The sequence below is a fragment of the Mesorhizobium sp. CA14 genome, assembly GCF_020165195.1.
Classification (GTDB): Bacteria; Pseudomonadota; Alphaproteobacteria; order Rhizobiales; family Rhizobiaceae; genus Mesorhizobium.
Window position 1 is genome coordinate 103,887 of sequence record NZ_JAIUHR010000012.1, and the last position, 24,495, is coordinate 128,381.

Here is a 24,495-nt window from a genome sequence, read left to right on the forward strand (position 1 = left end):
CACATCGCAACGACACGATTTGGTCGGATTATTTGCATTCAAATGACTTTCGCGACGTTATGCGGATGTCGCTGAAGTGCCGGATCTGAGGAGGGTGAGATGGTTACGGCGAAGCTTCATGGCGTGGAACTCGTCAAGGGCCAGAAGTGGACGGTCCGCGTCACCGCCTACGGCACGACGCTCGTCTTCCCCTTCGAAGCCGAGCAGCATGCGCGCTCCTATGCCGACGGCCAGGCCTTCCGCCTCGGCGTCGACGTTGTGGAATTGAAGGATTGCGCCTGAGCGACCAAGCCGTCGACCACCAATGGTCTGAAGACCCGCACGCCCGTATATAAGCGGCATGTCTATGCTCGATGCGGCAAAGCAGTGGGCGCGCAAGATCAAGCGCGATGTGGTGGCGCTCTGGATTGCCGCCCGTGATCCGCGCGTGCCCTGGTACGCAAAAGCGGCCGCAGGCGCCGTCGCGGCCTATGCGCTGAGCCCCATCGATCTAATTCCGGACTTCATCCCCATCATCGGCTACCTGGACGACCTGTTGATCGTGCCTGTCGGCATCATGCTCGCGGTGAAGCTGGTTCCGGCCGATCTGATGCGGGAATTCCGCGAAGAAGCCATGCGACGCGAGAAGCCGGTGAGCAAGGTCGGTCTCGCCTTCACGATCGCGCTCTGGGCGCTGGCGGCGCTGGGGCTCACCTGGTTGTTCTGGCCGAAGCCGGCCTAAATGCTTCGGCCCGCGTGGCCGCCCATGCCAGAGCATCTCACCCGGCAGGTGAATTAGCTATCACTTGTAATTCATGCAAATCAGGGCCATGCTCTCTAAGCTCCTGAAACGACAGGCGCAGGGGATGGGTTAACAAGGGTCAGGCGTAATGGAGTTCGCAGTGTGCTACGATCACAGCGGGTTCGATCTGGTGCGGTCCGTCTTCCTCGATGCCACGGCATTCTTCGCGCTGATGGCGCCATGGGCGATCGCCCGGCTGGTCGAGATATCGCGCGAAGATGGCGCGGCCCGGCTGCAGGCTGCCTGAGCCCTAAAAGCCGCAAAGATCTAGTCGTCGCGGACGACCTTTCGAATCGGCAGGTCGCCGAGCAACGCGGAACAATCGATCTCCTCCTGGAAGTGCGCCTGCGGATCTAGCACCAGCCACGAAGCGTGGGTGCGAAGGTCCTTCAGCTTGGCGTTCTTTTGCGCGCGCGCCAAGCGCTCGGCCTCGGCAACCGAGGCCTGAAAAGGCCTTTCGACCTTGTGATGATGAGAGACCCTCGACATCGCGGCGGAAAACGCGCTTGCCCGCTTTTCGTTCCGTCGAACGAGGACGATCGGACGCCTGCCATCCCCGCGCGTCTCCTGTCGCCGTCTCTCGGGCGATATGGAACACGGGAGGACGCCGGATCGGCAGTTTGGGTAGCCCGGCTTGCCTTGGCGGCAAAGAGTACGGCTCTTTGACAGGCAAGCCGGGCTAAAGCGCCGACATTGGGTTTCCTTGGGGGAGCCGACGCAGGGTCAGAGTGTTCGTTTCCCATTGTGCCCGCAATTGTTGCTGAGGTCCTATGCGCCAGCGCAATGGTCCGACCGTGTGGCGCTGACGAATCGCCCATCGCCGGAGCGCTCCACTGACACAATTCCGGAAGCTATGAAGGCGCCGGGCTCAACCGCTCACATTTCCCTGGCAACGCTTTGCGTCCGAACGCGTGACGCGACCGACGTTTTGCAGCGCTCTCTTGACGAACAGCTCGGCGTGCCGCGCCCATTCCGCTTCCGCGACTTCGTTCTCGCGAACAGACTGCCTGAAAGCTTCCCGCAGCGCCTCGAGCTCAAAGATCGACAACGGCTGATTTCTTTTTTGCTTTTTTGTACCGGCGTCCATAACGCGTTGCCAAGAACCGCAAGGTTTTAACCCATTATGCGGCGGTTGTTCGACCCATCAACAGCTTGGCCCTGACTTCTTTTGGGGGCAAATCTTACCGCGACTCCAGCGGCTTATGTCGGGAGGAGCAGCCGGTAGGACGCGGGGCTACGAGCCGGGCCATTCAAGGGACCAGCCGCTATATGTTTTCATCCATAACGAACAGCTGGAAGACCGCGAACGGCTGGCGTCGGCTGCCCTGTAGCGCTGTATCCGCCGAAGCATAGGTCTTTTGGTGTGGACCTCGGGCCCGATTGGTGATTGTCTCGGCAATGCAGAGCCGCAAGAGATGATCCAAATCCAGGTGGCAACCGGCCCGCGTCTTCCCCGTCAACAGGAGTGGCGCGGGCTTTTGCCGTCGGGAAGCATGAGCAGTCTTGCCTGGCTGCGAATCGGAGGTGGTACGGGCCGGCAAACCGCCTCGCCATTAACCTTCCCCACGGGCACGGACCAAGGTCGGTGTCGCAATTGCCTCCCCTGGCCTATACTCTGGCGAACGGGTGGGTGAGCGGTGCCGATGTTTGGGAGGTATTTAAAACGACCTGCACGAATCTGGAGCGGTCTGTCGCTGGCCTGGCAGTTCGTGATCGCGGGCGGCATCGGCCTTCTGGCCGTAATGCTCGTGGTCGGGCTGTGGGTGACATCGCAGATCCGTGACGGCGTCTTGCACAATTCCGCCGCCACCACCGCGCTCTACGTCGACAGCGTGATCGCGCCGCTGCTGCCGGACATGCGCAAAAGCCAGGAACTCGACGACACGGTCAAGCGGGCGCTGGACGAGACGCTCGGCCAGGGTGCGCTTGGGAAAAGGCTGGTGTCGTTCAAGCTGTGGCGGCGTGACGGCACAATCCTCTATTCAAAGGACGCAAGCCTGATCGGCAGGCAGATCAAGCCCAACGCCAACCTCATCGCCGCTTTCGCCGGCAACGTCATGGTCAAATACAACAGGCTCGAGGATGAGGAAGACGACAGGGAGCGGTCGATGGGCGCTCCGCTGCTGGAAATCTACAACCCGGTGCGCGAGCCCTGGTCCGGCGAGGTTGTGGCTGTCAGCGAATTCTACGAATTGTCCGGCGACTTCGAGGAATCGCTCCACTCGGCCCTGCTGTGGACATGGCTGGTGGTGGCGGGTGCCACGGCGGCGGCGCTGGCGCTGCTCTCCGGCATCGTTTTCCGCGGTAGCCGCACCATCGTCACCCAACAGGCGGCGCTCGAGGCCAAGGTTTCGGAATTGCAGGCGGCGCTGGCGCAGAATTCGTCGCTGCGCCAGCGCGTGCAGCGCGCCTCGCGCCGCGCCACCGCCATCAATGAACGGTATCTGAGGCGCATCGGCGCCGACCTGCATGACGGGCCGGCGCAACTGGTGGCGCTCGCAGCGCTCAGGATGGACAGCCCGGTGCTGGTCGATCCGACCACATCGAGCGCGCTGCGCGAGGCCGAGATCGCCGGCATCCACAAGACGCTCGGCGAAGCGATGCGCGAAATACGCGGCATCTGCAACGGGCTCGTGCTGCCGCAGATCGAGACGCAGGCCATCGCCGACATTTTGCGGCTCGCGGTGGCCGAGCATGAGCGGCGCACCAGCACCAAAGTGTTGCTAACCCTGCCCGAGCGCTTGCCGGAACTCGGCACCTCGGAAAAGATCAGCATCTATCGCTTCGTGCAGGAAGGCCTGAACAACGCCTTCCGGCACGGCAAGGGCAAGGGCCAGCAGGTCAGAACCACGACGAAAGGTGGCAAGCTCCTCGTCGAGGTTGTGGACGCCGGCCCCGGGTTCGACCCGGCCCGAAGCGAGGGCCTTGGGCTTGCGGGCCTGAGGGAGCGTATCGAAAGCATAGGCGGACAGTTCGAAACGCTGTCTGGCCCGGGAGGAACAAGACTGGTGATCACCCTGTCTGTCGAGGAGCAACCGTGAGCGCATCCATCCGCATCGCAATAGTCGACGACCATCCCCTGTTTCGCGAGGGCGTGGCGCGCAGCCTCGGCGAAATGGGGGGCTTCGAACTGGTGGGCGAAGGCGCCAGCGCCGAGGACGCCGAAAGGCTGGCGCGCGCCAGCACGCCCGATATCCTCCTGCTCGACATCAGCATGCCGGGCGGCGGCCTCAACGCGCTCGCCGGCATCCTTGCAGCGGTGCCCGAGCAGAAGATCGTCATGCTCACCGTGTCGGAGACCAATGCCGACGTCGCTCAGGCACTGAAGGCCGGCGCACGCGGCTATGTGCTGAAAGGCGTCGGCTCCAAGGCGCTGGCCGAGATCCTGCGCGACGTCGCCAATGGCCAGAGCTACGTATCGCCGAGCCTCTCGGCCAGGCTGCTTTCCGATCTCCTGCAGCCCACAGGCGGCAAGCCCGATCCGCTGAGCCAACTCACCGGCCGCGAGGCCGAGATCCTGAAACTGGTCGCGGAGGGGCTGAGCAACAAGGAGGTCGCCGCCCGGCTGTCGCTGCAGGAGAAGACGGTCAAGCATCATATGACCAGGGTGCTCGCCAAGCTCAACGTGCGCAATCGCACCGAGGCGGCGCTGCTGATGCATGAGGCGAGGGAAAGGCAGCAAGTTAGGCAATAGGCCAAGCAGTGGCAAAGATGACATCCTACTGCCTACTGCCTACTGCCTACTGCCTAAAGGCAGTCACCCCCGCCTCCATGGACGGGGTGACATGCAGGGTGCGGGAGAAGGGATAGCTCTTCCAGAACCTTCACAGGTTCAGCAGGCGCGATAGGTCCTCCTCCGTCGCCTGCCGTTCGATGATGGTGCGGCCTTGCGCGTCCGTCATCTCGAAACGGCCGTTCTGGATTTGCTCCTTCATGCCGTTGCGATGAATGACAGTAACCTTATTGCCGTCGATCGAGAGCGTGTCGCCCGTTGCGGCGTTGGTGTAGCTGTTCTTGCCGCCGGGATTGGTATTGCCTTTGCCGCTGTTGTTGCCCGGCCCGGCATTGGGGTTGGCGCCACCAGCATTGCTGTTGCCGTTGTCACCCTGGCCATTGCTGTTGCCGTCGTTGCCGCCATTGCCGGAATTCGAGCCGCCGGCGGAACCCGAATTGCCGCCACTGCCATTGCCGCCGTTCCCGCCTCCATTGCCATTGCCGTTGCCGGCATAGGCTGCGGATACGAGCTTGGTCATGTAGCCCGGCTTCACCAGACAGGGGGCGACGACAATCGCCAGCGCGACAACGACGCGCAGCACAAGGTAGGCTGGCCTTTTGCAGGCGGGTTGGTGCATTCCGTCCTTTCCTGCGGGTCCGTCTCGGCATGGCCGAAGTTCCGCTCACGGGACAGGCGCGACGGAACAGTGTCTTGACCCTGCAAGAATCACATTCCGGCGGTCCGACGAAAGTGGCCCACGACCCATGCCCTGGCCAATCGGACCATTTCCGCCAGCATGACTGACCAATGTCGCAAGCGGCGGACATTGCCGAACTTGAAAAAATTACCCCCGCACGGAGGCGGGGGTAAGGTGAGTAGCCAAGTTCTACCGCAAGACGATCAGGACCGCAGAGACGAAGCAAAAGGTGGCAACCTGGTTTTGCAGCGCTGACCTTCGGTCCCTTAAGATCTAATCCCGATAAAACCTCGCTCTCACAAACTCTGTCTCACAAACTCTTCAGGCGATTGAGATCGGCCATGGTGGCCTTGCGGTCGACGATGGTGCGTCCGTATTTGTCTTCCATCCTGAACCGGCCGTTCTCGATCTTCTCCTTCATTCCGTTGCGGTGCGTGACCTCGATTTTGGTGCGGGTGGCCTCAACCTTGTCGCCCGTCAGGGCGTTCACATGATCGGCGACATCGGCGGTGCTTGCCGCGCCGGCGCTGCTGCTCTTGCCGCTGTTGCCGTTGTCGCTGTTCCCGTTTCCGTTGTTTCCGCTGTTGCCGTTCCCGTCGTTGCCGCCGCTGCTATTACCGTTTCCGCTGTTGCCGCCATTGCCGGAATTCGAGTCGCCAGCCGAACCGGAGTTGGAGCCGCCGGCCGAGCCGGAATTGCCGCCATTCCCGTTGCCGTTGCTCCCGCCTCCGTTCCCGCTATTGCCGCCCCCACTACCGCTACCACCACCCTTGCCGCCGTTTCCGCCGCCACCGCCGCCTTTGCCGGCATAGGCTTTGGTCACGACCAAACCATCGACGGAGAGACTGAAAGGCGCGACAACCAGCGCCACCGCAGTCAGCGCTTGCAAGACCAGCCTGCAGACCCTGCGCGATCCGCGCATTCCGCTCTCCCCATGCCAGCCCTTCAGCCCGTCGGCCGAGCTACCCCACCGGCAATGTCGCAGCATAAGCATCCCCAATCAGCAGGCCATAAGGAAGTGGCCCACGACCCTTGTCTTGTCCACTCGGACCTAATGCGTTTTGCCGTAGGACCTAAGTCTTATTTCAACCACCGGATGTGGGTCGGGCACTATCGTCGTGGGATCAATTTTCCAGGCCGAGCAAGCCGCAACGAGATTCGCGCTCGCGGCATGTTCGCAAGACGCGCTCAGGCCGGCAATGGCACCGGCCGCCGCGCTGCAACCGCCGTGCCGAAGGCGGCAGCAATGACGGCGGCGACGCCCGCACATTGCAAAAAATTGAGCTTCTCATGCAAAAACAGGAAGCCGGTCAGCGCGCCGCCAGCCGGCTCCAGGCAGACCAGCATGCCGTAGACTTTGGCAGGCATGCGGGCCAGCACCAGCATTTCCAGATAGAAGGGCAGCGCGCTGGAGAACAGGCCGACCACCGCCGCGCCCGCCATGATGTGCGGCTCGGTGAGGTAGGGCTGCGCGGCGCTGAAGCCGAAAGGCAGCGCCAGCATTGCGGCGATCGCCATGCCATAGGCGGAGGTGCGCACACCGAGCTCGGCGCCGGCCTTCTGGGCGAAGATGATGTAAAGCCCCCAGCAGGCGCCCGCCGCGAGCGCCAGCGCCACGCCCAGCGGATCGAGCCCGCGACTGATACCGGCAAAGGGCGACAGCAGCACGATGCCGACGATAGCCAGCACCACCCAGACAAGGTCAAGCAGTCGCCTGGAGCCGAGCGTGGCGACAAACAGCGGCCCGGTAAATTCGAGCGCCACGCAGATGCCGAGCGGAATGCGCTGGAGCGCGGCATAGAACAGCATGTTCATGGCGCAGACGGTGATGCCATAGGCGGCAAGCCAAGGCAGGTTTTTCCGCGAGGGCAGTACCTTCCAGGGCCTCAGCACCACCGCCAGCATTAGCGCGCCGATGGCGAGCCTGAGCATTGTCGTGCCTTCCGGCCCCAGAACCGGGAACAGGCCCTTGGCAAAGGCAGCGCCCACCTGCACCGACAGAATTGCGCCAAGCAGGCCAAGCACGGGCATGGCGCCGACGTGGCTCTCTTGGTTAGCGGCCTGTCCTGTGGTCAATCCTGGCTCCATCCCCTGGTTCGGGAATGGAGATAGGGCGCGCCGGTTGCGATGTCGTGAGGCAGCGGGCGGGGATGGGTAGGACAAGATCAAGTGGGTGGAACGTCCGAAAGGCCGGCGGGACAGCATCCCCTCGGCCCTACCGGACAGAGGGGGTGCTGGAACGAGGCCTTGCCAGATGCACACCCGGCGCCTTCCCGAAATGCCTCACCCCGCCATGGCAAGCGGAGCGGCGCTCTTGTTGGGGATCTGGATGTCGATCTCCAGCGTCGACATTGTCGCGCCGCGATCCATCGAGACCTGAAGGTAGTCCTGGTCGATCTGCACGTGCTTGGCGATGACCGCCATGATCTCCTCGCGCAGAATGGAGACGAGATCCGGCTGGCCGCGGCTCTGGCGCTCATAGGCGAGCAGCAGCTGCAGCCGCTCGCGCGCTACCGGCGCGCTGGTGCGCCGTTTGAAGAGATCGAGGATGCTCATGCGGCCCTCCTTCCGAGAAGCCGGTCGAGGAAGCCTTTGCGTTCGAAGGGGACGACCACCGGCAGGTCCTCGCCTTCCAGGCGTCTTGCCGCTTCGAGGTAAGCTTTTGCGGCACCATTGAGCGGTTCCGAGAGCGTGACGGGCGAGCCAAGGTTCGAGGCCCGCAGCACATCCTGGCTTTCCGGGATGATGCCCAAGAGCGGCGTCGACAGGATCTCCAGCACGTCGTCGATCGACAGCATCTCGCCGCGCGCGGCGCGCGCCGCGTCGTAGCGGGTGACCAGCACGTGTTTCTGGACCAGCTCGCCCTGCTCCGCCTTCATGGTGCGGGCGTCGAGCAGGCCGATGATGCGGTCGGAGTCGCGCACCGACGACACTTCCGGGTTGGTGACGATGACCGCCTCGTCGGCGAAGCGCATGGCAAGCTGGGCGCCGCGCTCGATGCCGGCCGGGCTGTCGCAGAAGACATAGTCGAACACCGAACGCAGCCGCGCGATGACTTCGGCCACGCCCTCTTCGGTCAGTGCATCCTTGTCGCGGGTCTGCGAGGCGGGCAGCAGGTAAAGCGTCTCCAGCCGCTTGTCGCGGATCAGCGCCTGCGACAGCTTCGCCGAACCCTGGATGACGTTGACGAGGTCGAACACCACGCGACGCTCGGCGCCCATGATGAGGTCGAGGTTCCTGAGGCCCACGTCGAAATCGACCAGAGCCACCTTCTTGCCGGTCTTGGCCACGGCGGCGCCGAGCGCGGCCGTCGAGGTTGTCTTGCCGACACCCCCCTTGCCCGAAGTGACCACGACTACCTTGCCCATATATCCAGCCTCCATTGGCGGTTTTTATTCTCTGGCCGTGCCGGGCACGGCGGACTCGTTCATTTCTTGGTGCATGTCGTTCTCCCAAAACCGCTGGGCACTTTTGGGCGACATGCACTCATAACTCTGGCACGCGAAACCGGTCCGAAGCTTGCGTTGCCGGACTAGCCGAGCGGCACCACGCACAGCGCATCATTGTCGAGGAAGGCCTGCACGGCCTTGCCGCGCGACGTGCCTTCCATCTCCTCGGCCGTGGTGTACCAGCCGTCGACGGCGAGCAGCTCGGCCTCGTTCTTGCGGCAAAAGATACGCGCCGAAACATTGCCTTCGGAGCCGGCGATCGCGCGCCCGCGCAGCGTGCCATAGACATGGATGGAGCCGCCGGCGACGATTTCCGAGCCGGACGCGACCGAGCCCAGCACGATGACGTCGCCATGCGGATGGAACACCGACTGTCCCGAGCGGATCGGCGCCTTGATCATCAACGTGCCGGCGGCGGCTGATATCTCCGCCGCGCCCTGCCCCGCATTCGCAGACCTGGATTGGGCCGCATCGCTCTGCTCCGGCTCGATCCTGACCGCTTCGAGCCTTGCCAGCTCGGGATCCACCGGCTCATCGCCGGACATCTCGATCGGAGAGACTTCCGCCTTTGCGGCTTCGGCGGCCAGATCGGCCACTTGGGTCACCTGCGCCCGCTCCCCAGCGGCGGCTTCCAACTCTTCGGCTCGCGCCTTGCGCGCGGCGCGGCCCAGCAACCCCTCGGCCGTCGCCTCCTTGGCGCCGGCGAGTATCGGCGGCAGCTCAGGCCCGAGCTCGGCGCCGTCGAGCTCGATGGCATAGACGCGGATGCCGCGCGAGCCGAGCACACCCACCAGTGCGCCGATCTCCTCCGGTCCCGGCTGCAGGATGTTCAGATCCAGCACCACCGGGCGCCCGTTGAAATAGCCCGGCGAGTTGGCAATCCAGTGATCCAACCCCTCCAGCCAGTCGGCGATCGGCGCCTCCGGCGTCAGCGTGAAAGCGACGAAGGAGCGGGCGCGAAAGCGGATCGATTTGTTATGCAGAGGGGCGGCGAAGGTCACGTCCGGGCGAATCCTTACTCAATGGTTAAAGGGTGCCGGGCGAATGGTTAACAAAAGGTTAATTTTGGGGATCGGAGCCGTTAACAGCTGACGCGGCTAACTTCTGTGGCCGGGCGGTGACAGGGGCCGGCGATGTCGCTATCGTCTCACCCCAAATGGCGGAAAGCAAGGGAGGTCATGTCATGGCGCTGGAAATCAACAGGCCTGAGGATATCGCGACTGCCTTTGCCGATGCCTGGAACAGACATGATATCGGTGACTTCGCGGCGCTGTTTTCCGAGGATGCCAATTTCGTCAATGTCGTGGGCATGTGGTGGAAAAACCGCGCCGAGATCGAAGCGGCGCACCGCGCGACTCATGAGACCATGTTTCGCGACAGCCGATTGCAGGGTGTCGTCTCGCCAGTCGTCGAGTTATCTCCGGGCGTTGCATCGGTGCACTACAGATGGACTCTCACCGGTGCGTCCGCTCCGGACGGCTCCCCCGCCGGAACGCGGGAAGGCATTCTGCTTCTGGTGGTGAAGAAGGAACAGTCCGACTGGCGGATAAAGGTGGCCCAAAACACCGACATTGTTCCAGGGGTGATCGCTCCCCCTTCCAAGACTAGATAGCTGCATCGCGGCAGTTCGCAGCCGATGGCCAGGCTAAGCGAGGTGCACGAGCATCCCTGGCCCGGGACTTTCCTTCGAGAGTGCGGGACAGCCACACGCTCTGCGCGGCGACCGCAACTGCGGACCCGAGGCGGTTGCGCTTAACGTGAACCGTTATAAGTTACTCTCCCCCGGACGCCACCTTGGGCTCCGCGCGAGACCCGCGACCCTCCGGCCCGGCCAAGCCGCGGATGGCCGGGCCGTTGAGCACCATACCGTCCGGCGAAAACTGCGAGCCGTGGCAGGGGCAATCCCAGCATTGCTCGGTCGAATTCCAGTGCACGATGCAGCCGAGATGCGTGCAACTGGCCGAATGCCGGTGCAGCTTGCCGTCGCGGTCGCGGCACACGGCGAATTTGCTCAAGCCCTCCTGAAGGATGCCGCCTTCGCCAGGCTTGAGGTCGCCGGCCGACTTGACCTCACCGGGCAGCAAATAGCCGGCAAGGTTCTTCACCGTTGTAAGGTTCTCATTGAGGTAGTGCGCAAGCGCGGCGGGCGGCTTCCGGTCGGGGGCGTAGACGGCTTCCCAGGGGTTCGATCCGTCCACGATCAGATCGCGGATCAGCAGTCCGGCCAATGCACCATGCGTCATGCCCTGGCCGGAATCGCCGGTGGCCATGAAGACGTTGCCGTTGCCGGGGCTTCGGCCGATGAAGCCGCAATAATCGATCGTTTCGAGAACCTGACCGGACCACCGCGTTCTTTCTCCGCCAAGATCGGGCACCAATGCCCTGATCCATGCTTCAAGCGCGGCAAAGCGTGCCTCACCGTCATCCGCTTCGCCCGATTTGTGATCGCGGCCGCCGGCGATGAGACAGTCCGTCTTGCCCGGGCCGGGATTGAGGCGGACATAATAATACGGATCGTCCATGTCCCAGTAGAGCGCATCCGGGAGGGTTCCCCTGGTGATGTCGAAAGCCATCGCATAGGTGCGGTAAGGCGCCATCTTGCTATGGATCTTGACCCACGTGTTGATCGGGGAATTGGTGGCGAACACCGCGTTCGATGCCGTGACGGTGTAGCCGCCGTCGCATTTCAGGCGAATCTGCTCCCCCTCCTCGATCTCGACGACGGCGCTATCGGCGAACGCCTTGCCGCCTCGCTTCTCGAAATCAGCCAGCAGCGCGCGCAAATATTTCAGCGGGTGGAAGGTGGCCTGTTCGGGATAGCGCAGGATGGGCGCCGATTCATGCCCCTTGAGCGGCACGCCTTTGCCATGCTCAGCCTCGGCGCCGATCTTTGCCGCAGCCGCATACTCCTTATTGCATTCTCTGGCGGCCTGCTTCTCGTCCATCCATGCGGCCGGGAAAAGGAAGCCGTCCAGCCGCCGGAAATCGCAGTCGATCCCCAGCCTGGCAACGTGCCGCTCGATGCGGTCGACGGCGGCTTGCTGGCTCTCCTGAAATCCTCGCGCCAAATCTTCGCCGCGCATGTCGATCAGCGCGCTCAAGCCATCGTCGCAGATCGGCGCCAGATGGGCGGTCGTGCGCGATGTCATGCCTCCGAGCAACGGGCCGCGATCCACGAGCACCACCTTGCGTCCGGTCAGCGCCAGTTCATAGGCAATCGAAACCCCGGCGATGCCGGCACCAACGACGGCCACGTCGCAATGTTCGTGCTGATCGAGGCGGGGAGCGCCGGGTAAGCTGGCGTCGAGCATCCAAAACGATCTGGTCGCTTCGCTGCTGACGTTCATCGCGTGCCCCGTCGAGACGATATGGGATGGCCGGCGGCCAATGCTGCGCAGCGCGGATTGTAGGTCATCATGACCCGGCTCCATCCTCGCGGTTAGGTGCTCTTGAGCGCTCCGTTCATCCCGTTCGGGTAAAAGCCGCCCTTGCTCACACCCGATTGGTCGGTCAGATAAACAATGCGCAGCACCTCCTGCGGCGTCCTTGTGAAGGCAATCGCATCCGGCGTCGAAGGAACGAAGTTGGCCTTGCCGTCGACGCGAATGCCCTGGTCTTTGTCCTCAGGCCCGTCGATCTTGTCGCGTGCGTCGGAAATCGCATTCGCCGCCTTCCAGGCCTTCTCGCCCATGCGATAGAGCGACGACCGCGCCATCCCCATGTGGTAGGCCTCGACCGCGAGAATTCCAGCCGCGGCAGCCAGGAATTCCTTGTTCTTCAGGACGGTTGCCGCACCGGCGTAGGCGGTGACGCCGACATCCTCGAACAGCATGCCGCCAAGCAAGAAGTTCATCTGGTTGCCGAAGGGGTCGAAGTCGGCACCGAGCCCGGCCGCCTTGGAGACCGCGGCAAAGCCGGCACCAAAATCGATCGCCGGCCGGTCCACCGCATTCGACGCGAGGGTCTTGCGGTAGAACCTGACATGGGCAAGTTCATTTTCCGCGACTTCCCGCAAAAATTCAGCCAGTGCGGGCGTTTCGAAGGGAACTTTCTTGCCGCCGACGACGTCGCCGGGCTTGGAACCGGCATCTGAATCGTCGATGCCTTTTCCTGTGGTGCCCCGCAGGTAGTATTCGGCCTCCATATATTCCAGGTTCAGCGCGAACCGGAAAATGTCTTCGTCCTTTATGTCATCCTTTGCGAAAGCAGGCGAAACAGGGACGACGCCGGTCGCTGAAGCGAGCGTAGCTCCAAGCCCAATTTGCATTGCGCTGCGGCGAGAAACATGAAGTGAAGGCGTGGCACGGATCATAGCTTCCTCCCGAAGCCCGCCATGAACCGGTGTGGCCTCAAACGAGCGGGCCGTTCCGTCAACTCCGCTAAATGCGGAATGTTCCTGAACCGAGCCGGTATGGTTGTGGCCCGGAGGAGTCGATGGGCGTGCCGGCGTGACTCCCGGGCTGCGGTTCCTCTATAGGACGAGCTTCTTGTCCGCCGTCGGATCCATTCATGACCCTCCTTCCCGCCCTCCGTTCCGCCCTCCCCACCGCCAGCGTCTGGGACGCCGCCGAGCTCGCCTCGCGCGATCCTGGCTTCGATGCCCGCAATTTCGGCGCCTCGGCGCTGGTGCGGCCGCGCGATGTCGAGGGCGTCGCGGCGCTGGTGAAATTCTGTTCGGAGCACGGCATCAGCCTTGTCGCGCAGGGCGGGCGCACCGGGCTGGCGGGTGGGGCAGCGACTTCCCAAGGGCAAGTGATTTGCGACCTTGGCGGGCACAACCAGATCGAGGAGATAGATCCATTCGCGCGCGTGGCGATCGTGCAGGCGGGCGTGACGCTCGGCGCGCTGCAGGAGGCGGCGGCCGTGCACGGGCTCGATCCGGGCATCGACCTTGCCGCGCGCGGCAGCGCCACGATCGGCGGCATGGTTTCCACCAATGCCGGCGGCATCATGGCCTTTCGCAACGGCACGATGCGCCACCGCGTGCTCGGTCTCGAGGCCGTGTTGCCGGACGGGCGGGTGTTTCGCGACCTCACCCGGGTGCTGAAGACAAGTGCCGGCTACGACCTGAAGCATCTCTTCATCGGCGCGGAAGGCACGCTCGGCATCGTCACCCGCGTTGCGGTGCGGCTCGATCCGGTGGCCGGGGCGAGTGCCACCGCGCTTGTCGGCGTGCCGAATGCGGCCAGCGCCCAGCGCATCGTGCGGCATTTCCTGGCCTCGACCAGCGCCCGGCTCACTGCCGCGGAGATCCTATGGCGCAATTTCGCTTCTCTCATGCAGCGGGCGCTGAACTATGGGCCCGGGCAATTGCCGCTCGACGCGCCTTGCTTGCTGTTGCTGGGGCTCGGCGCCGACTCGATCGAGGCGGCGAGAAGCGCGCTGGAGGACGGGCTGGCGGCGATCTGGGAAGAAGCCGGCATCATCGATGGGCTTGTCGCGAGCTCCGACGCCCAGGCCGCCCAGATGTGGCGGCTGCGCGAGGAGACCGTTGAGATCGAGCGCGCGCATCCTATGGCGCCCTCTTTCGATGTGTCCGTGCCGGGTGGCGGGCTGGACGCTTATGTGGCGCGCATTGAGGCCGGATTGAAGAAGATCGACGCCTCATACGCGCCCTATGTCTACGGCCATCTCGCCGACGGCAATCTGCACATCTCCATCAATTGCGAAGGGCCGGTCCCACATGAGCGGCACGCGGGGATCGAGGACGTGCTCTATGAGGGGCTGCGCCAAGCCGGCGGCTCGTTCTCGGCCGAGCATGGGGTGGGGCTGGAAAAGCGCGAGGCCTATGAGCGGCATGCGGATCCGGTGAAGCGGGACTTGGCGAAGGCGATCAAGGAGCTGATCGATCCGGGTAACGTGATGAATCCGGGAAAAGTGGTGGAGCTCTGAGGCACTACTCGCATTGGCGGCGCGGGCCGCCGTCGAAGGGCTGGTAGGTGTTGTCCTGCGGATCGTAGGAGCGGTAGCGGCTGAAGCAATCGTCGACATGGGCGGCCGAGATCTGCCGGCCCTGTGCCCGCACGGCCCCAGCCTCGGGCGAGATCTCTTCCGGCGGGCCGCCATAGGTGGTGACGTAGCCGTCGCCCGACGGGGCGTAGCCTTCCATCTCCGCCTGGTCATCGCTCGTCTGGTCATCGGCCGCGGCGGTTTGCCGATCATTCGCTACGGCTTGACCACCCTGGCCTTGGCGATCGTTCGAGCCGGTCGAGGCGGTGCGGTCGCCCATCGGGTCGTAATAGGGTGAGATGCAGGGGCGCAGTTCGCCGCTGTAGGAGCGGTAGCTGTTTTCCGCCGGACGGTAGCTGCGATAGCGGGCGGCGCACCATTGCAGATGGGCCACGGGCAATTGCTGTTGATGCGCCTGCTGATCGGCCGCGGTCGGCTGCTGGGCCGAGCCGGCGTCGGGCGTGGGCTGGCCTTGGCCAGAAACATCGGGCAATGGCTGTAGTCGCGACGCTGCTGGTGGCGCCGGCGCGACCACCGCCGCGGTCTGCCTGCCGCTATCGGCCTTGGCCGGTTCGCCGGCTTTGGCAGATGCCACCGCCGCCTGCTGGGCGGGAATGCGTTCAAGGTTCTGCTTCTCCGGATCGACCGGCTGAGCGTCCTTCGTCCAGAGTTCGGAAACGCCGATCGTCGGGGTCGCTTGGCGCACCGGCTTGGCGGCGAGCAGCCAGGTGGCGAAGGCGAGTCCGCTGGCGAACACCGCGAGGGTCAGCACGAAGCCGCCGACGATTCCCAACAAAGCCTTCATGCCAAACTCCTTTAGCCCCCGCTGATAGAATGCGAAGCGCGGAATCCGGTTCCCACAGCAAGAGGGCGATGTTGCGAACCGGCGGTAACAAAACGAAGGGCCCCGCGTGCTCCGGGGAGGAGCACGCGGGGCTTCGAGGATCGCTAGGTGAACCCAGCTGGGGACTAGGCAGCTAAGGACTTTACGATGATCCAAGCGGATCGATGACAGTGTCGCTCCTTTGGCAGGACGCCGCATCGTGCAAACGGAGGAGTAAACGCAGGTCGTTCACATGGTGCAGGTCAGGCCCGGCAACCGGCAGATTGCCCCCAACGAGACGGCGGGGCCGCGCTTGAGCGGCATGCGGGCGCTCAGCAGTCCGCCACCTCGTGGTAGCTCCTCGCCTTGCCGTCCTGGCCGCGAATGCGCCAGGTCCCGTCCCCGCAGCCCTCGATGTGGCTCGCCGCCAGCGGCACCTTGCCGCCGCCCTCCGGCAGGTCGATGACGTAAGTCGGGTTGCAGATGCCGGAGAGCCGCCGGCGCAGCTCGGCCACCAGCGCCTGGCCTTCGGCAATCGTGGTGCGGCGATGCGCCATGCCGCGCGCCAGGTCGCCGTGATGCAGGTAATAGGGTTTTACGCCCAACCGATACATCAGCTCACGGCAGAGTTCCTCCAGCACCTCTACCTTGTCGTTGACGCCTTTCAGCAGAACGCTCTGGTTGAGCAGCACGAAACCGGCCTGCCGCATCGCGCTGCAAGCCGCCTCGGCCGCCTGCGTGAGCTCGCGCGGGTGGTTGAAGTGAGTGACCACCGTCACCATCAGCCGGCCCTGCAGCGCCTCGATCATGCCGGATGTTACGCGCGGCGGCAGCGCCACCGGCACTCGGGTGTGGATGCGCAGAAGCCTGAGATGCGGGATCGCCTCCAGGCGAGCGCGGATTTCAGCCAACGTCTTGTCGGGCAGCGACAGCGGATCGCCGCCGGTCAGGATCACCTCGCGGATTTCAGGATGTCCGGCGATATAGGCCAGCGCCGGCTCCAGCGCTTCGCGCGCATAGCCGCGGCCGATCGATGTCAGCGACTCTTTCCTGAAGCAGAAGCGGCAATAGACGGCGCATTGATAGGTCGGGAACAGAAGCACCCGGTCGGCATGGCGGTGCGTCAGCCGCGGCACCGGGCTGAAGGCATGGTCGCCGATCGGATCGTCGAGCTCGCCCTCGGTGGCGACGAGTTCCTGCGGCGACGGGATCACCTGGGCGCGGATCGGGTCGTCAGGGTCGTTCCAATCGATCAGGTCGAGATAGGGTTTGGGCACGCGCACCTTGTGCGCGGCGGCGGCTTCCTGCGCTGCTTCACGCTCGGCGGGCGAGAGTGGCAGGGATGCGAGGTCGCGGACGTGGCGCACGCCGGCGCGGATGTCGTCCTGCCAGGCGGCGTCGGGTGCGGCCAAAAGGACGTTCCGATCATCGGCCGATTTGCAGCTCGCCTCCACCGGTTCGCCGCCCGTCCTGGCGCGATCATTGAAGATCATAGAAGACTCCTTGAACTCGAAGCGCCTGATACAGCATCCGTGCCAAGGCGCAAAAGCCTTCGAACTCCTCCATTGGGCTCGCGATGGAAGCATTCGCCTACCTGACGATTGGCATCACGCCAATTGCTGCCGTCATAGCGGGATCGACGGCCGGAATTGTGATCGCAGCCAAGTCGTTTTGGAGAGAAAATTCAAACTGACCTGGCGTCAAAGCGAATGTATTGAATCAAAAATGGTATTAGTCTGCACAGCCGCGGGTTTCGGGGCGAACCAATGGATTTCAAAGCGGGCCATGGCTACCTCCTGATCGGCGGGCTCATCCTGGTCGGCGCCGGGCTGCTGATCCTCTCGCTGATCGTCAATCTGCATGTGGCGCACAGCGTTCGCGATGACGTGCGCCACCGCGAAAAGCTGCTGGAATATTACCGCAACATCTTTTCGCAACTGGGCGTGATCCTCATCGGCATCGGCGTTTCGCTGTTCATCTTCTTCTTCCAGCAGAATTATCAGGACCAGCGCAAGCGCGAGACCGAGCTGCAGCTGGTCTTGGCCAAGCTCGCGGCGCGTGTTGCCCGCGGCGCCCCCGTCATCGAAACGCTCGGCGAGTTCGACGAGGTGCTGGACCAGGGCGGCGCCTATGTCAGCCCCGAACTCGGCGGAAACAGCGCCGCCATCAGCGCCAAGGGAGCCGACCTCGCCAAGCAGGTCGAAAAGATCCAATTGATCGAGCGCGATGTCGATGTTCGCGACTTCGATATCCTGAACCTGTCGCGCGACCTCGAAAACACCTTCGTCGTCAACGAGCTCGATCCGGCACTGTGGTTCAACATCGTGCGCGACGAAAACGAGATCAAATACGCCATGACGCAGCTGAGCCTCGACTACAAGGACCTGCATGACGCGATCGGCGACGAGCCCGTCGGGGCGGCGGTCGCCAACCCGGACAAGGAAGCGAAGATCAAGCGCGAGGTGCTCGACATATTCTATGACGCCGATCTGCTGCGCCAGCGCAGCAGACGGTTTCTCGCCCGCGCCTGCTGGCTGTTCAGCAAGGGCAAGAGTTTCGTCGCGCTTCCACCAGCTGACGCGATCGAGGCCGACACTAAGTCGCAGCAGCTATGGATCGACCGTGCGAAACCGGTGCTGACGCAGACAAGGTCGGGTAGCGGCGACTGCTTCAAATTGCTCCACTACAGAGGAATTTCCGAATAATCCCAGAGGTGCAGCTCAGGTTCCTGAAGGAGGTTGCATCCAAGGACGCGAGATAGACCTTCGTGTTTTTCGACGTAAGGACTGCGTGTAAGGGCGGCAAGGTGGCAGCACCCTGGGTTGGGTCGCACTTATTTGTTAGTCGCCCACGCGCGGCAGCGTGCCCAGATGATTGTCGTCGAGGAACCCGATGGTCACGGCCGATGCTTTGCCGTCCGGGCCGACGACAAAGCTCACGCCCACCGGCCTGTCCGGGGTCTCGGCGTCGGGATAGGTCAAGAACAGGTCGCCGTCGTAATGCGTCAAGGGATAGGACCGTGCCCCCGCCGGCCCGACCTTGAGCACAAGACCGTCTCCCGCCCGCGATACGACCGCGTCGCCGACGAATTCGTTGGCATAGTGGCCGGCATAGGCGTTGGCCGGTGCCGCCGGCCGAGCCGCTGACGGCGGCGCGGCAAATCTGGCCTTGGCCGCCTCGACCACCGGACCGAACATGCCGGCGTAGATCGCATCCCACGCCTCGATCCAGTCCTTCTCGACCTTACCCTCAAATACGAGATCGGCAAAGCTGTCGGAAAGTCCTTCCGGCACGCCTGTCGGGAAGGCATTGGCAAGGATGACGATGCCGAGTTTGTCCTTCGGGAAGATCGTCACCAGGGTGCGCGCGCCGACGCTGAAGGCGCCCGCGTGGCCCCAGCTCAGGCCGTGCCGGCCGAATTCGATGTTCCAGCCGAGGCCGTAGAAGGATTCGCCACCGGAAACGGGGTTCTTGCCGCGCGTCATCAGCGGTACATGCGTCTGGTCCAAGGCATCGGCGGCGATCAACGTCTTGCCGGCATAGACGCCGTCGTCCAGCAGCAGGCGCACCCATTGCGCGAGATCGCGCGCGGTGGAGCTGACGCCGCCGGCAGGCGCCTGCGCGTCCGGATCGCGCTTGATCTTGGCGGCCCAGGCGCCATCCACCTTGACGTGAAGCGCGGCACGGTTTGCGTGCTTGATGAAGTCGGCATTCAGGGAACTGGTCGAAGCCATGCCTAGCGGACGATAGAGCTTTTCATCGGCGACCTCCTCCCAGGACTTTCCCGTCTGCCTGGCGGCCGCGACTGCGCCCTCGGTCAGCCCGAAATTGCTATAGGAGTAGCCGGCGCGAAAGCTCGACAATGGCGGCACGAAGCGCAAGCGGTGAAGGATCGTGGCGCGATCGTAGCCTATGTCCTCGAGATCGTCTCCGGCGGTGCCTGGGAGCCCGCTGCGATGCGAAAACAAGTCGCGGATGGTGAGCTCGCTCGTCGGATAAGGATCGGCGAGCCGGAAGCCCGGATCGAGGTCGGCGATCTTGGAATTCCAGGACACGACGCCGTCGCTGACGAGCGCCGCCACGACCGTGGCGGAAACCGGCTTGGAAAGCGAGGCGATCTGGAACACGGTATCGGCATCGACGGTCTCGGGCTTGCCGGCCTCGCGATGGCCGAACCCCTTGAGGAAGACCACTTCGTCATTGTGCACGACCGCGATGGCGAGACCGGGCACCGCGCCATCGGCGACAGCGCCTTGCGCCAGTGCCTCGAGCTTCGGCAGGGCGACGGTGATCTGTTCGGGCGTGATGGGGTCGGCCGATGCCGCGTTGGACCAAAGCGCCATTGCGATAAAGGCCGCGATCGTCAAATGGCAGAGGTTCCGACCAAGCCGCATCAAGCGCTTCCCTCCCTTCCCTGCATTCATCCTACGATTGTACAGGTCGGCGCTGTCGCGGCCAAGCCTTCGCCCGGAGGCAGGTCGCCTCACCTCTCCAACTTCCTGATCGCCTCGGCGGTTACCGGCGTGAAGAAGTTGATGAGGTTGCCATCGGGATCGGCAGCTCAGACGCCGTTTCAGGAACGGATGCCAACTTGCCGGTTGGAAAGGACTTTGAACGACAAAGCTCGCGTTCCGTCGCGCCCCCTCTGTCCGGCGGGTCTGAGGGCCGCCGTGGAGCGCGACCTCGGTCGCTCGACTTTCGCCGCAATCGACCAGCGCCCTCTTTTCAGGCAATCTCCTCCGGCGGCGATCATGGGAAGATGATCCGCCGCCGAGGGAGGATTGCCATGACCGAGACGCAGGCGCTGCCGCGCTATGAGGATGCCGTTGCGCAATTCCGCATCGAGGACGAGATCGCGCGCCTCCACGGCGATCCGGCGACCGGCATCAACGCCTATGTCGAATGCTGCGGCCGCTATACCGGCGAAAACCGGCTGGCGCTGCGCGCGATCTCGGCTGCCGGTGAATTGCGCGAATATTCCTTCGACGATCTGGCCGAGATGGCGGGCCGCGTCGGCACCCTGCTCAAAAGTCTCGGCGTGCGCCCCGGGCGACGTCGTGGCCGGCATGCTGCCGCGCATTCCCGATCTGGTGGCGCTGATCCTCGGCACATGGCGGGTCGGCGCGGTCTACCAGCCTTTGTTCACCGCCTTCGGACCGAAGGCTATCGAGCATCGCCTCAGTTACAGCAAGGCGAAGCTTGTGGTGACCAACACCGCAAACCGCGCCAAGCTCGACGAGGTGGAAAACCACCCGCACGTCGCCACAATTCCTGGGCCCGGCGATGCCCCTGCCGCAGGCGACATCGATTTCCGCGCGGCGCTGGAGGTCGCCTCCCCCGACTGCGCGCCGGTGATGCGCAAGGGCTCGGACCTGTTCATGATGATGTCGACCTCGGGCACGACAGGACATCCGAAGGGCGTGCCGGTGCCGCTCAGCGCGCTGCTTGCCTTCGGCGCCTATATGCGCGACGCGGTCGGGCTGCGACCCGACGATATCTTCTGGAACATCGCCGATCCCGGCTGGGCCTATGGACTCTACTACGCCATCACCGGGCCCTTGCAGCTCGGCATCGCCACCACCTTCTACGAAGGCGCCTTCAACGCCAAATCGACCTACGACATCATCGAGCGTCTGGGCGTCACCAGCCTTGCCGGCTCGCCGACGGCCTATCGCCTGCTGATGGCGGAAGGGCCGGAGGCGGCCGCCCGCGTCAAGGGCAGGCTGCGCGTGGTGAGCAGCGCCGGCGAGCCGCTCAACCCGGAAGTGATCCGCTGGTTCGACGCTAACCTCGCCCCCCCGATCCACGACCATTACGGCCAGACCGAGAACGGCATGATGGTCAACAATCATCATGGGCTGGCGCATATCGTGCGCGCGGGCTCCGCCGGATTTGCCATGCCGGGCTACCGCATGGCGGTGCTGGATGACGAAGGAAATGAGCTCGGCCCCAACCAGCCCGGCGTGCTCGCGGTCGATATCGCAAATTCACCGCTGCGCTGGTTCGACGGCTATCATGGGGCGGAAACGCCGGCGATCGCAGGCGGCTATTACCACACCGGCGACACCGTGGAATACGAGCCGGACGGCTCGGTCTCCTTCATCGGCCGGGCCGACGACGTCATCACCTCATCCGGCTACCGCATCGGGCCGTTCGATGTCGAAAGCGCGCTGATCGAGCATCCGGCGGTCACCGAGGCGGCGGCGGTCGGCGTGCCCGATCCGCAGCGCACCGAGATCGTCAAGGCCTTCGTGGTGCTGGCGCCCGCCTTCCAGGGCGGCGAAGCACTGGCGGAGGAACTTGCCCGGCATGTGAAGCAGCGGCTTTCGGCGCACTCCTATCCGCGCGAGGTCGAGTTCGTGAGCGAGCTGCCGAAGACGCCGAGCGGCAAGATCCAGCGCTTCTTGCTGAGGAAGGCGGAGGTCGAGAAGCGCAAGGCGGAATAAAGATTGCTTCCGCCCCAATTTCCGCCACGCAAAAGCCGCCAAGTCGGGCGATGGCTCGCAAGGGCTCTTGATCGCTAATTTGGGGTTGCAGCATGCGGTTGGTTTTAACGCTTCTCATCGCGCTGGCGGGCAGCACGGCACTCGCTGCCTCGCCGGAGGACGATTACATCGCGGCGCGCGACAAGGCGATTGCCGACATAGCGGCGCAGGCAAACGCCAACACCGCCATCGAAACCATCGATGCGCAGAACGAGAAGGCGCTGGCCGATCTGCAGCAGCGTCTCGCCGCCATTCTCGGCCCGCTTTCGGTGAAGGGTTTCCCGACGACGGGCACCATCAACATTCAAAGCCTCAACGCTTCCGATATCGGCTACGGCATGCTGGATGGGTTGCGATATGCCCAAAGCGAAGACGGTCCGAGCATCGTCGCCTCGACGCGAGGGCTAACGGAGCGCTGGCTGAAGTCCAAATCGAGCGAGGCGGAAGCGGATTTCAAGCTGCCCACCGACATCGGCGCGGCATTGAAGCTCGATACTTTCTACACCCAGGCCATCGGCAGCGACGCAGCATTCTCCGGCACGCTCGACTTTCCGCTGAAGAAGCCCGACGGCGCCGACATGGCGATCGCGCGGCTCGGCGGCTGGACGCAGGATGTCGGTCCGATCTACGACCAGCATGTCGTGGTGACGGTCGTCAAAGGCGACCGCGTGCTGATCGCCGAGGCGCCGGCCTCGCCCGCCGTGCCGAAGATTGCGGCCTGCGATTCAATCTGGGCAGCCGCCGACGCCGCCGCGCAGAAAGCCCAGCAGGCCGATCAAGGCTCGGATCAGGACGACGCGCAGGCTTCCGATCCCGCCAACGCCGCCTGGGAAAAAGGCGACGCCGACTACCGCGCCTGCATGGCCCAGCGCCTGCCTGGCGACCCGTCCTTCCCGGCGCTGCTCAAGCAGGCGCAGGATCTCGCCGACGGCATGGCGGGCAAGTAGCCCGCCCATTCCAGAAAACTACGCGGCAGTTTTTGTCAGCCCGCGTTCGCCCGCATATTGCGGCGAGAAACGCGCCGCGCGACGGGGCGCGCCGCTTCCGCGATGATCCCGTTGGTTTGAGGCGCGGCATCCTTGCGCGACCTTGCGTCGGTCACCCGATGCAGGCGCTCGTAAGGCAGCAATTCCCGGATGCGGGCGTTGAGCGCTTCGACTTCGGCGCGCAAATCCTCGCATTCCTGCTTCTGGATATCGAGCTGGATCTGCTCGGACGCCTGCTGCAGCGAAAGCCGTGAGAGATTGGTGCTGACCTCGGACAGGTTCTTCTTGTCGGCTTCGCTCTCGTCCTTGAGAACGGCGAGCCTTTTCTCCGCAATCTGGCGTTCGGTGACGGCATCGTTCAATTGCGCCTTGAGGCTGGCGATCTCCGCCGTGGCTTCGCCATTGTCGGCCGAGACCTTATCCAGACGCGACTGCAGTTCCTGGATCTCGGCGCGCAAACCGCGCATTTCCGCCTGGCTGCGCGCTAATTCGGCGGTGCCGTCGCTTTCGGCGATCCGCGCCGCCTCGACGGTTTCGGCAAGCTTGGCCTGCGTCGCCTCCAGGGCTTTCTGCAGCCGGGTCTCTTCCTTTTCGTGGTTGCCGAGCTGGGCCATCAACTCGGCAATATGAGCAGTTTCGCTGGCGTGGGTCGCCGCGAACTCATCGAATTTGTGCCTGGCCTCCGCTTCGCGCTTTTGCGCCTGCTCCAGATCGACCGAAAGGCCGACCTGCTTTTCGCGCAACAGCTTGTTCTCGGCGCCGCGCCTGTCGACTTCGACGGTCTTGGCGGTCAAGGCTTTGACGATCTCGCCGAACTCCGTCTCGCGCCTGGCGGCCTCATTGCCCATCTCCACCAGTTCCAGGCGCACGGCCGCAAGCGCCGAGCGCAGCTGCTCGCGGTCCTGGACGAGGCTCGCCTCGCGCTGCTGCCAGGCCTCGGCCGCGCCGTCACGTTCGCGCTGCTTGCGGGCGGCATCGAGCAATTGTTCGGAGAGCGCCTTGCGCTCGGTGGTGAGAGCGAGGTTTGCCAGCTCCAGCTCGTTGGAGCGCAACACGTCGCGATGGAAGACGTTGAGGACCTCACGCGTCATATGATGCGCGGTGGCGATCTCCGCCAGCTTCGCCTCGATCTCCTGCAGATGCCCCTGCCCGTCGCGGAAAAGCCCGGCCACAGCCTCAAGCGCGGCGAGCCGTGTCTGGGTATGCGGCGTCAGCCGCGACGGAGCTGCGTCGGGCTGCTCTTCGGGCGGCGGATTTTCGTCGCTTGCCACCAGTTCCTGGCCGGCAACGGCATCGTCTTCCGACGGCGGCCGTTCATCATCTTTAAGAACGTCCTCGAATGCTTCCGCCAGATCCGATTGGAGTTCCTGAAATTCCTTGTCGACGTCCTCGGCCCGCTTAATCAGAGACTTGAAATTCATCACGGCACATCCCTTACGCTCGACGACACACCTTTTACGCTCGCCCCCGGGCGTACTTAACGAATTGCTAATCTATCGCGTTACCTTCCGTTCGGGAAGCCTGTGCAAAGGAAACCAGAATTAAGGTTATCGCCGGTCCAATCTCATGCGGATGCACCCTGGGTGCTCCCCTCTTCCGCTCCTAACATA

General features: G+C 63.9%; 23 protein-coding genes and 1 pseudogene. 10 read left to right on the plus strand and 14 right to left on the minus strand.

From position 1 onward, the window contains the following. The first annotated feature begins 99 nt into the window (after positions 1 to 99). The 3 genes from LB565_RS15315 (at position 100) to LB565_RS15325 (ending at position 1,028) form a co-directional block, all read left to right on the plus strand. Entirely contained in the window at positions 100 to 282 is a 183-nt protein-coding gene (locus LB565_RS15315) for a hypothetical protein (protein ID WP_224585376.1), read from the plus strand. A gap of 58 nt (positions 283 to 340) precedes the next feature. Next, a complete protein-coding gene (locus LB565_RS15320) occupies positions 341 to 721 on the plus strand; it encodes a YkvA family protein (protein WP_224585379.1) in 381 nt (126 codons plus the stop codon). Between the two features lie 160 nt (positions 722 to 881). Further along, positions 882 to 1,028: a hypothetical protein gene (locus tag LB565_RS15325; protein ID WP_224585380.1), complete on the plus strand. Its 147-nt coding sequence runs from the start codon at positions 882 to 884 to the stop codon at positions 1,026 to 1,028. Between the two features lie 20 nt (positions 1,029 to 1,048). Here the strand turns inward: LB565_RS15325 and LB565_RS15330 are convergent, their stop codons facing one another. Further along, positions 1,049 to 1,201, minus strand: a complete 153-nt coding sequence (locus LB565_RS15330; RefSeq protein WP_224585382.1) for a hypothetical protein — start codon at positions 1,199 to 1,201, stop codon at positions 1,049 to 1,051. A gap of 448 nt (positions 1,202 to 1,649) precedes the next feature. Next, positions 1,650 to 1,868 (minus strand): hypothetical protein, encoded by a 219-nt coding sequence (locus LB565_RS15335; protein ID WP_224585383.1) that lies wholly within the window; start codon positions 1,866 to 1,868, stop codon positions 1,650 to 1,652. Between the two features lie 556 nt (positions 1,869 to 2,424). Between LB565_RS15335 and LB565_RS15340 the strand changes: the two genes are divergently transcribed. Together LB565_RS15340 and LB565_RS15345 are read left to right on the plus strand one after the other, a co-directional pair. After that, positions 2,425 to 3,822, plus strand: coding sequence for a sensor histidine kinase (locus LB565_RS15340; RefSeq protein ID WP_224585384.1), 1,398 nt, complete (start codon positions 2,425 to 2,427; stop codon positions 3,820 to 3,822). Beyond that, complete coding sequence (locus LB565_RS15345; RefSeq protein ID WP_224513250.1) at positions 3,819 to 4,475, plus strand: response regulator; 657 nt, start codon at positions 3,819 to 3,821, stop codon at positions 4,473 to 4,475. Before LB565_RS15340 ends, LB565_RS15345 begins: the two co-directional genes overlap by 4 nt. 130 nt (positions 4,476 to 4,605) lie before the next feature. On the opposite strand, the gene LB565_RS15350 is transcribed toward LB565_RS15345, so the two are convergent. From LB565_RS15350 to minC, 6 genes are all read right to left on the minus strand, one after another. Beyond that, positions 4,606 to 5,133: a hypothetical protein gene (locus LB565_RS15350; protein WP_224585385.1), complete on the minus strand. Its 528-nt coding sequence runs from the start codon at positions 5,131 to 5,133 to the stop codon at positions 4,606 to 4,608. Between the two features lie 370 nt (positions 5,134 to 5,503). Continuing rightward, entirely contained in the window at positions 5,504 to 6,115 is a 612-nt protein-coding gene (locus LB565_RS15355) for a hypothetical protein (RefSeq protein WP_224585387.1), read from the minus strand. A gap of 266 nt (positions 6,116 to 6,381) precedes the next feature. Next, entirely contained in the window at positions 6,382 to 7,269 is an 888-nt protein-coding gene (locus tag LB565_RS15360) for an EamA family transporter (protein ID WP_224585389.1), read from the minus strand. Between the two features lie 207 nt (positions 7,270 to 7,476). Further along, complete coding sequence (gene minE, locus LB565_RS15365; RefSeq protein ID WP_042638296.1) at positions 7,477 to 7,749, minus strand: cell division topological specificity factor MinE; 273 nt, start codon at positions 7,747 to 7,749, stop codon at positions 7,477 to 7,479. After that, positions 7,746 to 8,561, minus strand: coding sequence for a septum site-determining protein MinD (minD, locus tag LB565_RS15370; protein ID WP_140757287.1), 816 nt, complete (start codon positions 8,559 to 8,561; stop codon positions 7,746 to 7,748). Before minD ends, minE begins: the two co-directional genes overlap by 4 nt. Before the next feature lie 164 nt (positions 8,562 to 8,725). After that, on the minus strand, positions 8,726 to 9,643 hold the full coding sequence (minC, locus tag LB565_RS15375; protein WP_224585391.1) for a septum site-determining protein MinC: 918 nt from the start codon (positions 9,641 to 9,643) through the stop codon (positions 8,726 to 8,728). Positions 9,644 to 9,825: 182 nt separating this feature from the next. On the opposite strand from minC, the gene LB565_RS15380 reads away from it, so the two are divergent. Then, positions 9,826 to 10,254 (plus strand): SgcJ/EcaC family oxidoreductase, encoded by a 429-nt coding sequence (locus LB565_RS15380; RefSeq protein ID WP_224585393.1) that lies wholly within the window; start codon positions 9,826 to 9,828, stop codon positions 10,252 to 10,254. 160 nt (positions 10,255 to 10,414) lie between these two features. On the opposite strand, the gene LB565_RS15385 is transcribed toward LB565_RS15380, so the two are convergent. Then, positions 10,415 to 11,989 (minus strand): FAD-dependent oxidoreductase, encoded by a 1,575-nt coding sequence (locus LB565_RS15385; protein WP_224585394.1) that lies wholly within the window; start codon positions 11,987 to 11,989, stop codon positions 10,415 to 10,417. 92 nt (positions 11,990 to 12,081) lie between these two features. Further along, positions 12,082 to 12,954, minus strand: a complete 873-nt coding sequence (locus tag LB565_RS15390) for a ferritin-like domain-containing protein (RefSeq protein ID WP_224585396.1) — start codon at positions 12,952 to 12,954, stop codon at positions 12,082 to 12,084. Positions 12,955 to 13,151: 197 nt separating this feature from the next. On the opposite strand from LB565_RS15390, the gene LB565_RS15395 reads away from it, so the two are divergent. Continuing rightward, complete coding sequence (locus LB565_RS15395) at positions 13,152 to 14,534, plus strand: FAD-binding oxidoreductase (protein ID WP_224585399.1); 1,383 nt, start codon at positions 13,152 to 13,154, stop codon at positions 14,532 to 14,534. A 4-nt stretch (positions 14,535 to 14,538) separates the two neighbouring features. Here the strand turns inward: LB565_RS15395 and LB565_RS15400 are convergent, their stop codons facing one another. Then, positions 14,539 to 15,396: a BA14K family protein gene (locus LB565_RS15400; protein WP_224585400.1), complete on the minus strand. Its 858-nt coding sequence runs from the start codon at positions 15,394 to 15,396 to the stop codon at positions 14,539 to 14,541. 350 nt (positions 15,397 to 15,746) lie between these two features. After that, complete coding sequence (locus tag LB565_RS15405; protein WP_224585403.1) at positions 15,747 to 16,907, minus strand: KamA family radical SAM protein; 1,161 nt, start codon at positions 16,905 to 16,907, stop codon at positions 15,747 to 15,749. Between the two features lie 273 nt (positions 16,908 to 17,180). On the opposite strand from LB565_RS15405, the gene LB565_RS15410 reads away from it, so the two are divergent. Further along, positions 17,181 to 18,119, plus strand: coding sequence for a hypothetical protein (locus LB565_RS15410; RefSeq protein WP_224585404.1), 939 nt, complete (start codon positions 17,181 to 17,183; stop codon positions 18,117 to 18,119). Between the two features lie 135 nt (positions 18,120 to 18,254). Here the strand turns inward: LB565_RS15410 and LB565_RS15415 are convergent, their stop codons facing one another. Continuing rightward, a complete protein-coding gene (locus LB565_RS15415) occupies positions 18,255 to 19,808 on the minus strand; it encodes a serine hydrolase (RefSeq protein ID WP_224585406.1) in 1,554 nt (517 codons plus the stop codon). A 392-nt stretch (positions 19,809 to 20,200) separates the two neighbouring features. Here LB565_RS15415 and LB565_RS15420 point away from each other — a divergent pair. Then, positions 20,201 to 21,860 (plus strand): annotated as a pseudogene (locus tag LB565_RS15420) (acyl-CoA synthetase). 92 nt (positions 21,861 to 21,952) lie between these two features. Next, the gene (locus LB565_RS15425) at positions 21,953 to 22,846 is read left to right on the plus strand and encodes a hypothetical protein (RefSeq protein ID WP_224585409.1); all 894 of its coding nucleotides are present in this window, start codon (positions 21,953 to 21,955) and stop codon (positions 22,844 to 22,846) included. A gap of 35 nt (positions 22,847 to 22,881) precedes the next feature. On the opposite strand, the gene LB565_RS15430 is transcribed toward LB565_RS15425, so the two are convergent. Next, complete coding sequence (locus tag LB565_RS15430) at positions 22,882 to 24,306, minus strand: hypothetical protein (RefSeq protein WP_224585410.1); 1,425 nt, start codon at positions 24,304 to 24,306, stop codon at positions 22,882 to 22,884. Positions 24,307 to 24,495 lie beyond the last annotated feature (189 nt).